We start from the raw sequence: 13633 nt of genomic DNA, 5'->3' as shown, positions 1-13633 counted from the left end.
CCGATTCGAGCCCTGCGCCACGCCCCAGTCGCAATGCCCCAGTCGGGTCTAAAAAGAACAAGAGGCACACATGAAGATGAACGCGATCCTGGAAAACAAACCCGCGCTGGCGCCTCGCAAGCACAAGCGCCGGCTGCCCACCGAACTGAGCATCTTTCTGGTGCTGATTGGCATTGGCCTGATTTTCGAGCTATTCGGCTGGATCGTCCGCGATCAGAGCTTTCTGATGAACTCCCAGCGGCTGGTGCTGATGATTCTCCAGGTGTCGATCATCGGCCTGCTGGCCATCGGTGTGACGCAAGTCATCATTACTACCGGCATTGACTTGTCGTCAGGCTCGGTGCTGGCGTTGTCGGCGATGATTGCCGCCAGTCTGGCGCAATCCTCTGACTACACCCGCGCAGTATTTCCGTCGCTGACCGACCTGCCGGTGTGGGCGCCGGTCATCGCCGGACTTGGGGTGGGCCTGCTTGCCGGGGCGATCAACGGCAGCATCATCGCCATCACCGGGATCCCGCCGTTCATCGCCACCTTGGGCATGATGGTGTCCGCCCGAGGTCTGGCGCGCTATTACACCGGCGGCCAGCCGGTGAGCATGCTGAATGATTCCTACACTGCGATCGGCCAGGGCGCGATGCCAGTCATCATCTTTCTGGTGGTCGCGGTGATCTTTCACATCGCCTTGCGTTACACCAAATATGGCAAGTACACCTACGCCATTGGCGGCAACATGCAGGCGGCGCGCACGTCGGGGATCAACGTCAAGCGTCATCTGATCATCGTCTACAGCATCGCCGGTCTGCTGGCCGGGCTGGCAGGCGTCGTCGCCTCGGCGCGAGCGGCCACCGGGCAGGCCGGCATGGGCGTTTCCTACGAGCTGGACGCCATCGCGGCCGCCGTGATTGGCGGCACCAGCCTGGCCGGTGGCGTCGGGCGGATCACCGGCACGGTCATCGGCGCGCTGATTCTCGGCGTCATGGCCAGCGGCTTTACCTTCGTCGGCGTCGATGCCTACGTGCAGGACATCATCAAGGGCCTGATCATCGTCGTCGCCGTGGTCATCGATCAGTACCGCAACAAGCGCAAGCTCAAGCGCTGAGTCGAGCAGGCGTTAAAACAAAGGGCCTGTTCGCAGGCCCTTTTGCGTTTCCATCGGTTTGAACCGATCACGCCACGGCCGGTCAGACACCCTCTGCGACTCAACACATCACTGTAGGAGCGCGCTTGCCCGCGAAGAGCGTTCACGCGGTGTTTTCGGATACACCGCGGCGTTATTATCGCGGGCGAGCGCGCTATTACCGTTCGCCGATGACCTTGTAACCCCGGGCGCGACCCAGTGCCACCGGGTATTCAGGCCCTTGTTGGACGAATCCTGATCAATTATGTTGCCGAGTACCGAACCCGGCCTTAGACTGCCGCCCCTCGTAAATTGAGTGCCAAGCGGCGCTTCGAGACTACGGCGCGTTTAATGCCAGGTTGAGGCGCACCTTTGAGATCGCCTTAATGCACGTTTTTTTATAGAGAAATCAATGACCAAGGAAAAGTTGCTGGCGATGCCGGCCGATGACTACATGAACGCCGAGCAGCACGCGTTCTTCGTCGACCTGTTGCAAGCCATGAAAGTCGAAATCCACGAGCGCATCGAGCAGAGCCGTATCGCGATCGAGAGCCTGGACACCCCGGCTGACCCCGCCGACGCCGCTTCCGTGGAAGAAGAGCGCCACTGGCTGGTAAACGTGATTGACCGCGACCAACGCATGCTGCCGCAGCTGGAAATGGCCCTGAGCCGCATCGCTGACGACACCTTTGGCTGGTGCGAAGACAGCGGCGAGCCGATTGGCCTCAAGCGCCTGCTGATCAGCCCGACCACCAAGTACTGCATCGAAGCTCAAGAGCGTCACGAGCAGATCGACCGCCACCAGCGTCAGGCGTGATTCCTCGGGTTTGACCGCCCGCAATGGGTGGTCGAACCGTTCCCTCGTGCTCGGCTAACGCATTTCACCAGTAACACCCCCTTCACCGCACATTCCGACCGACTACCACCAATGACGCATGGCGCATGGCCGCTATTTGGGCGTTTAATGCTTTCACAATAATGAAAGCAGGGCAGGTCCCGGACATGGATGCGAAAGATCGTCACGTAGCAACACCCTCCCACCCGGCGCACGCGCCTGCCGGCGGGAAGGCGGCCATCGGTTCGCGCTGGCTGACGCCTGCACTGCAAAGCCTTGGTCTATGTCTGCTGTTCGCGGCGATGGCCTGGGGCAATGTGTCCGTCTACGTGTGCCTGCCCGTCGCGTTATTGATCCTGTGGTTACCGCCGCTGTTCGCGGGCCGAACGCCGGTGGCAGCAGCAGAGACGGGTGAAGACAATCTGACGCGCCTGACCCGGGATCTGTCGCGCAGCACCAGTCACAACGCGCTGTCTGCCGCCGCCGTGGCGTTTTCCGTCAGGCAACTGGCGGGCAAGCTGCAGTCCCAGGTCAACGCCGCCGAGCAGATCGTCAGCAGCGCCGACGTGATGATTGCCACCGAGCGCGCCACCTCGACCCTGAGCCAGCAAGCGCTGACCGCCGCCAGCCAGGCGCGGGAGAGCAGTGGCGCCGGGCTCAACGTGCTCAACGCCTCCATCGGCCTGATGCACCAACTCAGCGAGCGGGCCGACAGCAGCCGCGAACTCATCGAAGCCCTCAGCCAGCGCAGCGAAGACATCCAGCGTGTCACCGCGGTGATCCAGTCCATCGCCAGCCAGACCAATCTGCTCGCCCTCAACGCTGCCATTGAGGCCGCGCGCGCCGGCGAACACGGCCGTGGCTTTGCCGTGGTGGCCGATGAAGTGCGCGGGCTGGCCGGGCGTACGGCGACGGCGACCAGTGAAGTCGGGGAGATGGTCGTTGATATTCAGCAGCGCACCCGTCAGGTGGTCGAGCAGATTCGGCAGTTGTCGGGTGACCTGAGTGGCGGCGTCGCTCAGGTCGAATCCACCGGTCAGCAGTTGGCGAGCATCGCTCAGCTGGCGGTTGGGGTAGAGCAGCAGGTCGGTGAAATCGCGCGGGGCGCCCAGACCAATCAGGAGCAATTGAGCAGCCTGTTCGTTGCCGTCGAACAAATGCGCAGCGATCTTGCCATCAGCGATGACCAGACCCGGCGCCTGGCGCAGTCGGCGCTGCAGATGGAAGAACAGGCAGAAACCATCAGCGAACGCCTCGCTCAAGTGGGGCTTGATGACTACCATCAGCGCATTTACGACCTCGCCCGGGAAGGCGCCAGCCAGATTGCCGCGAAGTTCGAGCAGGACATCGATCAGGGCCGGGTCAGCCTGACCGATCTGTTCGACCGCACCTATCAGCCCATCGCCAATACTTCGCCGGCCAAATACCAGACGCGCTTCGACCGCTACACCGATCAGACGCTGCCGGCCATTCAGGAACCGCTGCTGACCCGGCATGAGGGGCTGGTGTTCGCCATCGCTTGCACACAGCAAGGTTACGTGCCGACCCACAATCAGGTGTTCAGCCGGCCTTTGACGGGCGATACAGCGGTCGACGCGGTGAATAACCGCACCAAGCGCAAGTTCGACGACCGCACCGGCATTCGCTGCGGCAGTCACCAGCAGCCGGTGTTGTTGCAGACCTACACCCGCGACACCGGCGAACTGATGCACGATCTTTCCGTACCCATTATGGTCAAGGGGCGGCATTGGGGCGGGCTGCGTCTGGGTTATAGGCCGGAGAAAAGCTGAGGGTCAAGCTTCAAGCTTCAAGCTTCAAGTGAAGAGCAGTGAGCAGTGATCGGGCGTCTTGTGGCTTGCCGCTTGAAGCTTGCAGCTTGCAGCTCGCAGCTCTTCGCGGAGCGTTAGTTGTGCGACCTGGGCCCTTTAATTATTTAACCGTCCGATAATGAAGTAGGACGCGTCTGAAGTGCAGTTCCATCGGTTGACGGAACGTTAACTGCGATCATCCTGTGAGTATATGTCCGAATATGTGAATGCCTGTTCGGGGCTCATGTCAGTACTCACGGATGAATCAAATGACAAAGAAAACTATCAGTCACGCGTCGGCCGATTCCCGCTCCGACGCTCAGGAAGTCACCGTTCGCTTCGGTGTGTTCTTCGACGGGACCGGTAATAACCGGATAAACAGCCAGATAGGCGCCGACTGCCGGGCCATGGCGGAGGTTTACGGCGGCGTGCATACAAAAGAATGTGGCGGCCGACACACTGACCCCGGCAGCAGTTACAGCAACAGCCTCACCAATATCGCGAAACTGGCCGGTTTATATAAGCAACAGCGCAAGGCAATCGTTAACGCAGACGGCTTGTATGTGTACGGCGCGGTGTATGTTAGTGGCGTTGGCACGACATCTGGCGGGCGCGATTCCCGCGTGTCGGGCCAGGGCTTTGGTCGAGGCACCACCGGTGTGGTGGCAAAAGTGTCGCGTGGCATCAAAAAACTCGCCGACGAACTTCAGACGTTTGAAAGCGATAACCCGGGCTGCGTCATCGGGGCGCTGGAGCTGGACGTGTTTGGCTTCAGTCGGGGGGCGGCGTCAGCCCGCCATCTGGCCAACGAGGTGCTGAAAAAGTCCCGGGGCGCGCTCGACCCGGTGCTCGATCCCCGCAAGCTGCCGCTGTCGGACAGCTTCTCATGGGCCAGCGGCAGCGTGCGGTTGAAGGTCATCGGGCTGTTCGACACCGTGGCTGCGGTGGGCGGGATTTCCGATCTGGGCAGCGTTCGCGATGCGGTCAACAAGCGGGTCAATCTGTTTCTGCCCCCGGGGTGTGCGCAGCAGGTGCTGCATCTGGTGGCCGGCGATGAGCATCGGCGCAACTTTGTGCTCAACAGCGTCAAGCCCGACTGGCCCCGGGAAATCGTGCTGCCCGGCAGCCATTCGGACATCGGCGGTGGCTACCAGCCCCAGGAAGTGGAAAAAGTGTCGCTGTTCCGGCCTCGCCGCAGTCTGGTCAGCGTCAGTACGCCGTACGACGCCACGGACGCATGGCTGCAGGCCCACGCCGAACTGTCCACCCTCGACGCCGCGCGTCTGCTCGACCCCACCGATGAAAGTGCCTCGCTGGGCGTTGAATGTTTCGAACGGTTCGCCAGCAGCTCACGCGGGGTCAAGACGGTGGTCGCGACGGTGACGCTGGAGCGCCGCGTCTACAACCATCTGGCCCACGTTTACCTGCGGGTGATGCACACGCTGGCCACTGACGAAGGTGTGCCGTTCTTGCCGATCCGTGATTCAGCGGAGATCACCCTGCCACCGGAATTGCGTTCCATCGCCGCCAAGCTGATCAGCCACGCGAAAGGAGAAGGCGCGGTATTGAACGATGCAGAGCTGACATTGTTGTATCAGCGCTACATCCATCGCTCGGCCCACTGGAACAACGCCCGGCGTGATGCGCTGGTGGATGGTCTTTTTGTGCACGCGCCTGCGCGCAACGGGCGGCAGATGTTTTCCAATATCGGCCAGCCCGGTTATCCACACTGAGCGGGCTGCAACGAGCGATCCGGTGACGATAATGGTGAAGCAGGAAAAAAAAGGGCGGCCTCAAGGGGCCGCCTTTTTTACGCGTGCGCCGGATCAGGTCGGCGTGTGCAGCAATACGTTCAGTTCGTCGACGATGGGTGCCCAATCGTCATCCAGCTGGATCTTTTCCTTGAGCAATGCCGCTTGATTGTCTGTCCAGAAATCAGCTTCGGACACTTTCACACCTTCCGGCAGAGGATGTTCGGCGACGAATGCGTCGATGCTGGCCTGATCAGACTCCAGCCCCAGTTGTTCAAACAAAAGCTCAAGCGACGGCGTCATGATTTCCATTTTTTCTCCCGAACGGGTCAAGGACCCGGATTGGCGTTGTCAGTGAGTAACCTTCTGTTGCATGGGAGTGCGCGGGGCAGGCAAGAGTTCTAACTGATTGCCTGAAAGCGTGGGCCCCGGCGTCTTGATCGGCATGGGGCAGGGCGTGAACACAGAGGCTGCTGGCTGACGCGCATCCTGTAGGAGCGCGCTTGCCCGCGAAGGCGTTATTCCTGTGAAAACTGTATCGCCTGGTTCACCGATTTCGCGGGCAAGCTCCTACAATTGCCCGCGTCAGGCAGCAGATCGTCAGTGAAGCCAGTCAGCCAGTGCATGCACGAGGTTTTTAAATGGGGCGGGCGTCTTGATCGGCATGGGGGCAGGGCGTGAACACAGAGGCTGCTGGCTGACGCGCATCCTGTAGGAGCGCGCTTGCCCGCGAAGGCGTTATTCCTGTGACAACTGTATCGCCTGGTTCACCGATTTCGCGGGCAAGCGCGCTCCTACAGTTGCCCGCGTCAGGCAGCAGATTGTCAGTGAAGCCAGCCGGCAGTGCGTGTGCGATGTTTTTAAATGGGGCGGGCGTCTTGATCGGCATGGGGCAGGGCGTGAACACAGAGGCTGCTGGCTGACGCGCATCCTGTAGGAGCGCGCTTGCCCGCGAAGGCGTTATTCCTGTGACAACTGTATCGCCTGGTTCACCGATTTCGCGGGCAAGCGCGCTCCTACAATTGCCCGCGTCAGGCAGCAGATTGTCAGGGAAGCCAGTCAGCCAGTGCATGCACGAGGTTTTTACGTGGGACCGGCTTTAGCCGGGAAGGCGTCAGGTGTCGCACTGCAGCGTTGATGGTTGCCAAGGTTGCCAAACGGGCCTCTTCCCGGCTGAAGCCGGTCTCACCAAAACATCCCATCGCATCTTGCAGTGTAGGGCCAGCCCCACCGGAATATCGTATGGCCGCAAAAACCACATCACTCCGGACGAATGGGATATAGCCCGTATAGACTGACTGCCGGTAGAATCCGTGTTCACGCCAGCGTCCGGCTTCAGGGCGCACCATTTCTCGTTTCTTTCTCGCCCGGTCCGCTGTCCGGGCGAGTTCCTATCAGGTTGGGAGTTTGTACATTGGCAGTAGGTAATCTGGATACCCACGCGTTATTCGTGCTCGGCGACGTGCGCGCGAAGTTGGTAAAGCTGTTCCAGGCGCGATTTGTTTATGTCATCGAACAATCCCCTGAAGGCATTTACATGTCGGAAATCGACACCGAAACCGCTCTGGTAGTCGATGACAAACCCGGGCTGGAACTGAAAGTGGGTGACCACTTCCGTGCCGCGGTATTGCCCAGCCGCGAAGGCGGCAAGTTCGAAATCCGCTTCCGCGACATCAAGATGACCATCTACGGCCTGGGCGAATACGCGTTTGTCGAAGTGCCGGAAGGCCACGGCATCGTCTTCAAAGAGTCCCACAGCATCTTTATGGTGTTCGCCGCCCACGAACAGATTCAGTCCGGCCTGAGCAAAGTACTCAAAGCCGCCACCGCCAAAGCCGCCAAATGGCGCAAGGGCGAGCTGACGTTCAAAGCCAGCGAGTAAGAACAGCCCTTCACAAAAACCTGCACACGGAACGCGCCCACATCCCCCCACGCGACAGCGATGGGTGGCGGGCATGCGTGCGTCCGGTTATCGCCAACGGCATGGAATCAATGCCCCTGCTGTCTGCCGTCGCTGACCTCAGGAGGCACGTCGTCGCCGGCCATGCGCTTGCGAAACAGCCCGGTGCGCGCCAGCAGCAGGGTGGTCACCGGCACGGTGATGGCCAGCAGGGTCGGGATCAGCCAGGCGTGCAGCACAGGACCGTTCTTCAGCGCCGAGAAGTAGACAATCGACGCCAGCGCCACACACCATGCGCCCAGGGTCGAGGCCAGTGCGGGCGGGTGCATGCGCTGGAAAAAGTCCTTCATGCGCAGCAGACCCAGCGCGCCGATCAGGCCGAACAGGCTGCTCAGCACCAGCAGCACGGCGGTCAGCACTTCGACCCAGAACGGCAACACCTGCAACGAATTCATTCGATCACCTCGCCGCGTAACAGAAATTTGGCCAGCGCGAAGGAGCCGACGAAGCCAAACAGCGCGATCAGCAGCGCCGCCTCGAAGTAAGTGTCACTGGCATAACGAATGCCCAGCACCAGCATCATCAGCATGGCCAGGATGTACAGGTAGTCCAGTGCCAGCACCCGGTCCTGCGCCGACGGGCCTTTGAACAGGCGAATCAGGGTCAGGACCATGGCGAGGGTGAACGCCGACAGCGTGAACAGAATCGCGTTGGTGAGCAGGGCGCTCATTGGAAAATCTCCATCAGTGGCCGTTCGTATGTGCTTTTGAAGTGCTCGATGAAAGCCGCTTCGTCGTCCAGATCAAACACATGCATCAGCAGCACGCTGCGATCCAGCGCCAGTTCAGACCAGACCGTTCCGGGCACCACCGTGCAAATCATCGCCAGCGCCGCCAGGCCGTGGGCGTCGTGCAGGTCCAGCGGCACCTTGACGAACGCCGAGCGCGGCGGACGACGGCCCGCGCGCAGCACGCCCCAGGCGACGACCAGATTGGACGCCACCACATCGCGGCCCACCAGCAGGAACAAACGGAGGGCGACGCCGGGTTTGCGAATCCGCGCAGGCGAGGGGCGCAACGGCGCGAAAATGTACGGCGCGAAGAAGCCGAGCAGGGCGCCCAGCAGCAGATGGCCCGGGCTCAGCGACAGGTTGAGCAACAGCCACAACCCCCACAGCGAAAGGGATAACAGCGGCGCGGGAAACAGACGCTTCATGGCTGCACCTGCGCCGCGGCCGAAGCGGGCACCGGTATCGGCCGCGCTGCCATCACCGACAACACGTATTGCTGCGGGTCATGCAGCGCTTGCGCGGTGTCCTGGGTGTAATGCAACAGCGCCTGAGCCTTGAACGTCAGCACGATGGCGCAGCCCACCAGCAAGGCGATCGGCAGGCATTCGTTGAGTCGCAGCATCGGTGCCGCGTGTTCCTGGGGTGTCCAGAAGCGCTTGATGCCTACACGCACGAAGGCAAACAGCGACGTCAGCCCGGAAATAATCAGCAGCGCCACCAGCGTCCAGCTGTCAGCGCGAATGGCTTCGTCCTTCGCCACATCAAGGCCCAGCGGATTGAGCAGGGCGCTGATCAGCGTCAGCTTGCCGAGGAAGCCCGACAACGGCGGCATGCCGATGATCAACAGCGCGCAGGCAATGAAACTCAAGCCCAGAAACGCCATGGTCCAGGGGATGACGTGGCCGACAACGGCTTTCTGCTCGTCATCCAGGTTGGTCCCCGGTACCGGGTGCAACGACTCCAGCGCCTTGGGCAACTGGTCGGCGTCCTCGTCGAGGGCGATGTCGTTGGCCGAGCGCGAGCGTTCGATCAACTCCGCCAGCAGAAACAGCGCACTCAGCGCCAGGGTTGAGCTGACCAGATAGAACAGCGCCCCGGCGGTCAGGCTCGGCTGCGCGAAACCGACCGCCGAGAGCAGAATCCCCGCCGACACCAGAATGCTCAGGCTGGCCATGCGTTCCAGGCGCTGGGCAGCAACCACGGAAATCGCGGCGACGGTGACGGTGGCCATGCCGCCCCAGATCAGCCAGTCCCCGCCGAAGAACGCCGACGCCCCGGCCTGCCCGGAAAACAGCAGCGTCCACAACCGCAGCAGCGTGTAAAAGCCGACCTTGGTCATGATCGCGAACAGCGCCGCCACCGGTGCGCTGGCGGCGGAATAGGCCGGCACCAGCCAGAAATTCAGCGGCCACATGCCGGCCTTGGCCAGAAACGCCACCGCCAGAATGGCCGCGCCCGCGTGCAGCAAACCCAGGTCGCCGTCCGGCACCTGGGGGATTTTCACCGCAAGGTCCGCCAGGTTGAGTGTGCCGGTCACGCCATAGATCAACGCCGCGCCGATCAGAAACAGCGACGAGGCCAGCAGATTGATAGTGATGTAATGCAAGCCCGCGGACACCCGCGCTCGTCCCGAACCGTGCAGCATCAGGCCGTAGGACGCCGCCAGCAAAACCTCGAAGAACACGAACAGGTTGAACAGGTCGGCGGTGAGAAAAGCGCCATACAGCCCCATCAGCTGAATCTGAAACAGCGCGTGGAAACTCGCCCCCGCGCGGTCCCATCGCGCCAGGGCGAAGAGCAGGGCGCAGAAGGCGACGATGCCGGTCAGCACCAGCATCAGCGCCGACAGGTGATCGACCACCAGCACGATGCCGAACGGCGCCTCCCAGTTGCCCGGCAGGTACACACCGATCGAGCCGGTGGTGCCGGTTTTCTGCACCCACATCATCAGCGTGATGGCGATGGCCAGGCCGAGGCCGGTGGAGAACAGGTTGATCCGCGCTTTCAGCGGGCGGTGCTTCTCACCGAGCCACAGCATCAGCGCGGCGGTCAGCACCGGCAGCAGGATCGGCGCGACGATCAGTTGATTCATCAAACTCATTCACCCAACTCCCGACCGTCGACGTGGTCGTTGCCGGTCAGACCCCGCGACGCCAGCAGCACCACCAGAAACAGCGCGGTCATGGCGAAACTGATGACGATGGCCGTCAGCACCAGCGCCTGGGGCAGGGGATCGGTGTAGTTGAGCAGGTCCTGGGGCACGCCGTCCTTGATGATCGGCTCCTTGCCGATGAACAGGCTGCCCATGCTGAAGATGAACAGATTGACGCCATAGGACAGCAGGCACAGGCCCATGACGACCTGAAAGGTCCGTGGACGCAGGATCAGCCACACGCCGGAAGCGGCGAGCACGCCGATGGCAATGGCGATGACTTCTTCCATCAGATGGCTCCTTGTGAAATCGGGCTGTCGGCCGGGACCGGTTCAATGGGCTGCGGCAGCGAGGTCGGGCGATGGCTGCGCACCGACTGGTGAGCCAGCGCCGTGAGGATCAGCAAGGTCGAGCCGACCACCACCGCGTACACGCCGATGTCGAAAAACAGCGCGCTGGCGATGTGCAGGTCACCGAGTATCGGCAGGACCACGTGTGCGGTGTGGGTGGTCATGAACGGATAACCCAGGGCCATTGAACCCAGACCTGTGGCCAGCGCGAAGAACAGACCGGTGCCCATCCAGCGCAACGGCCGCAGGCTCATGTTGGCCTCGACCCACTGGGTGCCGGCCACCATGTATTGCAGGATGAACGCCACCGACATCACCAGCCCGGCGACGAAACCGCCACCCGGCTGGTTATGCCCGCGCATGAACAGGTACATCGACACCACAAAAGCCACCGGCAACAGCAGGCGCACCAGCACCGCCGGCACCATCATGAAGCCCAGTGCCGTGTCGGCGGCGTGACGCGGATTGACCAGATCGGTGACCACGTCACGGGCCAGCAAGCGCTGTTGGGCCGGCAGGGCGATGCTTTCCTTCGGCGGGCGGAAGCGCCGCAGCAGGGCGAAGACCGTCAGCGCCACCACGGCCAGCACGGTGATTTCGCCAAAGGTGTCGAAGCCACGGAAGTCCACGAGCATGACGTTGACGGCGTTGGTACCGCCGCCCTGGGCCAGGGCGCGGCTCAGGTAGAACTCGGAGATGGTATTGGGCGTCGGTCGCGTCAGCATCGCGTAGGACAACACCGCCATGCCGCCACCCACCGCCACGGCGAGGACGAAATCGCGGATCCGCCGCACCTTGGCCCGGCGTCGTGCCTGGGACGGTGGCGGTACGTTTTCATTGCGTCGCGGCAGCCAGCGCAGGCCCAGCAGAATCAGCACCGTGGTGACGACTTCCACCACCAGTTGGGTCAGTGCCAGGTCCGGCGCGGAGAACCAGACGAAGGTCACACAGGTCATCAGCCCGCAGACGCTGACCATGGTCACGGCCGCCAGACGGTGGTACTTGGCTTGCCACGCAGCGCCGATGGCGCAGGCAATCGCGATCAGCCAGAGCATCACAAACACGCCGGAACCCGGAATCTTCGGGCGATCACCCCAGCTCAGGCCGCTCTCGTACATCGGCACGAACCCGGCGACCACAGCGGCCAGCACCATCAGAAACAGCTGGGCCTGCAGGCGACGCGTGGTCAGCAGCCCCACCAGTCGGCGTGCGCCACGCATCTTCAGCACCAGTACGCGCTCGAACATACGCTTGCCGTTCAGCCGCCAGATCAGCGGCGGCCCATTGACCTGTTTGCGCTTCATCGGGCTACGCAGCAGCAGGTACAGGCCGATGCCGGCGGCCATGGCGATCAGGCTCATGAACATCGGCGCGTTCAGCCCGTGCCAGATCGCCAGGCTGTAGTCGGGCAACTCCCCACCGACCACTGGTTGCGCCGCGGCGGCCAGCAATGGACCGACGGAGTGTGTGGGAAAAATGCCGACGATCAGGCAGGCCAGCACCAGCAATTCCACCGGCAGGCGCATCCAGCGCGGCGGTTCGTGGGGCGTGTGGGGCAGGCGCGTGGCTTTCGGGCCGAAAAACACATCGACGGTAAAGCGCAGGGAATAGGCCACGCTGAAAATCCCGGCGATCGTGGCGATCACTGGCAGGGCGATTTCCACCCAGTCGGTCGAAGTGATAAACACTGTTTCTGCGAAGAACATCTCTTTGGACAGAAAGCCGTTCAGCAGTGGCACGCCGGCCATTGACGCGCTGGCGACCATCGCCAGCGTCGCGGTGTAGGGCATCAGCTTGATCAGCCCGCTGAGTTTGCGGATGTCGCGGGTGCCGCTTTCGTGGTCGATGATCCCCGCGGCCATGAACAGCGACGCCTTGAAGGTGGCGTGGTTGAGGATGTGAAACACTGCGGCGACGGCGGCCAGTGGACTGTTCAGGCCCAGCAGCAGGGTGATCAGCCCCAGGTGACTGATGGTGGAATAGGCCAACAGGCCTTTGAGGTCGTTTTGAAAGATCGCGGAATAGGCGCCGATCACCAGCGTGCACGCACCCGCGCCGCTGACGATCCAGAACCACTGTTCACTGCCCGACAGCGAAGGCCACAGGCGCGCGAGCAGGAATACCCCGGCCTTGACCATCGTCGCCGAGTGCAGATACGCCGACACCGGTGTCGGCGCTGCCATGGCGTGGGGCAGCCAGAAATGGAAAGGGAATTGCGCGCTCTTGCTCAGCGCGCCGATCAGAATCAGCGTCAGCAGCACCGGGTACAGCGCGTGGGCGCGAATCGCCTCGCCCGAGGCCAGCACGCGATCCAGGTCATAACTGCCAACGACGTGCCCGAGCAGCATCATCCCGACCAGCAGCGCGAGGCCGCCGGCGCCGGTGACCATCAGCGCCATGTAAGCGCCGCGCCGGGCGTCGGCGCGGTGGTGCCAGTAGCCGATCAGGAGGAACGAGAAGACGCTGGTAAGCTCCCAGAAAAACACGATTTGAATGAGGTTGCCGGACATGACCAGCCCGAGCATGGCGCCCATGAACGCAAGAAAAAATGAAAAGAAGCGCGGCACCGGGTCATCCGGCGACATGTAATAACGCGCATACAGCGACACCAGCGCGCCGATCCCCAGCACCAGCATCGAGAACAGCCAGGCAAAACCGTCCAGGCGCAGGACGAAATTCAGGCCCAGGCTGGGCAGCCAGAAAAACTCTTCTCTGATGACCCCGCCATGGGCGATCTGTGGATACCACAGTGCGACCTGCACCGCGCCGATCAAGGCGATCAGGCCGGCGAGAATGGATTCACTGTTGCGTGCGTTGTGCGGCAAAAGGGCCGCCAGACAGCTGCCGATGAAAGGCAGAAGCAGTAGAACTATCAGGGACATAGGTTTCTAATCTGCGAAGAAATGTCAAGGATCATACGTGCCGGGTCC

Annotated in this window: 12 protein-coding genes; 5 read left to right on the top strand and 7 right to left on the bottom strand. The window is 62.1% G+C overall.

Annotated elements, in window-relative coordinates; genetic code table 11:
* Positions 1–76: 76 nt before the first annotated feature.
* From EC919_RS22425 to EC919_RS22410, 4 genes are all read left to right on the top strand, one after another.
* Positions 77–1099 (top strand): ABC transporter permease, encoded by a 1023-nt coding sequence (locus tag EC919_RS22425; protein ID WP_122537858.1) that lies wholly within the window; start codon positions 77–79, stop codon positions 1097–1099.
* A gap of 430 nt (positions 1100–1529) precedes the next feature.
* A complete protein-coding gene (locus tag EC919_RS22420; RefSeq protein ID WP_133776510.1) occupies positions 1530–1934 on the top strand; it encodes a TraR/DksA family transcriptional regulator in 405 nt (134 codons plus the stop codon).
* A gap of 125 nt (positions 1935–2059) precedes the next feature.
* On the top strand, positions 2060–3742 hold the full coding sequence (locus tag EC919_RS22415; protein ID WP_432213836.1) for a methyl-accepting chemotaxis protein: 1683 nt from the start codon (positions 2060–2062) through the stop codon (positions 3740–3742).
* Positions 3743–4029: 287 nt separating this feature from the next.
* Complete coding sequence (locus EC919_RS22410; RefSeq protein ID WP_133776508.1) at positions 4030–5493, top strand: T6SS phospholipase effector Tle1-like catalytic domain-containing protein; 1464 nt, start codon at positions 4030–4032, stop codon at positions 5491–5493.
* Between the two features lie 93 nt (positions 5494–5586).
* On the opposite strand, the gene EC919_RS22405 is transcribed toward EC919_RS22410, so the two are convergent.
* On the bottom strand, positions 5587–5823 hold the full coding sequence (locus tag EC919_RS22405) for a DUF2789 domain-containing protein (protein WP_133776507.1): 237 nt from the start codon (positions 5821–5823) through the stop codon (positions 5587–5589).
* A gap of 1102 nt (positions 5824–6925) precedes the next feature.
* On the opposite strand from EC919_RS22405, the gene EC919_RS22400 reads away from it, so the two are divergent.
* Positions 6926–7393 (top strand): hypothetical protein, encoded by a 468-nt coding sequence (locus EC919_RS22400; protein WP_133776506.1) that lies wholly within the window; start codon positions 6926–6928, stop codon positions 7391–7393.
* Positions 7394–7500: 107 nt separating this feature from the next.
* On the opposite strand, the gene EC919_RS22395 is transcribed toward EC919_RS22400, so the two are convergent.
* Genes EC919_RS22395 through EC919_RS22370 form a run of 6 tightly spaced genes read right to left on the bottom strand, consistent with a single transcriptional unit; the run spans position 7501 to position 13585 of the window.
* Positions 7501–7866, bottom strand: coding sequence for a Na+/H+ antiporter subunit G (locus tag EC919_RS22395; protein ID WP_133776505.1), 366 nt, complete (start codon positions 7864–7866; stop codon positions 7501–7503).
* Complete coding sequence (locus tag EC919_RS22390) at positions 7863–8141, bottom strand: K+/H+ antiporter subunit F (protein ID WP_133776504.1); 279 nt, start codon at positions 8139–8141, stop codon at positions 7863–7865. Before EC919_RS22390 ends, EC919_RS22395 begins: the two co-directional genes overlap by 4 nt.
* On the bottom strand, positions 8138–8626 hold the full coding sequence (locus EC919_RS22385) for a Na+/H+ antiporter subunit E (RefSeq protein WP_133776503.1): 489 nt from the start codon (positions 8624–8626) through the stop codon (positions 8138–8140). Before EC919_RS22385 ends, EC919_RS22390 begins: the two co-directional genes overlap by 4 nt.
* Positions 8623–10302 carry a monovalent cation/H+ antiporter subunit D gene (locus EC919_RS22380; RefSeq protein WP_133776502.1) on the bottom strand — a complete coding sequence of 560 codons (1680 nt, stop codon included), beginning with the start codon at positions 10300–10302 and terminating at the stop codon, positions 8623–8625. Before EC919_RS22380 ends, EC919_RS22385 begins: the two co-directional genes overlap by 4 nt.
* Positions 10299–10643, bottom strand: a complete 345-nt coding sequence (locus tag EC919_RS22375) for a Na+/H+ antiporter subunit C (protein ID WP_065986226.1) — start codon at positions 10641–10643, stop codon at positions 10299–10301. The genes EC919_RS22380 and EC919_RS22375 overlap by 4 nt, the downstream gene beginning before the upstream one ends.
* Entirely contained in the window at positions 10643–13585 is a 2943-nt protein-coding gene (locus tag EC919_RS22370) for a monovalent cation/H+ antiporter subunit A (protein WP_133776501.1), read from the bottom strand. Before EC919_RS22370 ends, EC919_RS22375 begins: the two co-directional genes overlap by 1 nt.
* Positions 13586–13633: the final 48 nt, after the last annotated feature.

Origin of the sequence: Pseudomonas graminis, from assembly GCF_004364335.1 — a bacterium.
GTDB lineage: Bacteria > Pseudomonadota > Gammaproteobacteria > Pseudomonadales > Pseudomonadaceae > Aquipseudomonas > Aquipseudomonas graminis_D.
Note: the sequence above shows the minus strand (reverse complement) of the source record. Positions and strands in the feature narration are given on the sequence as shown.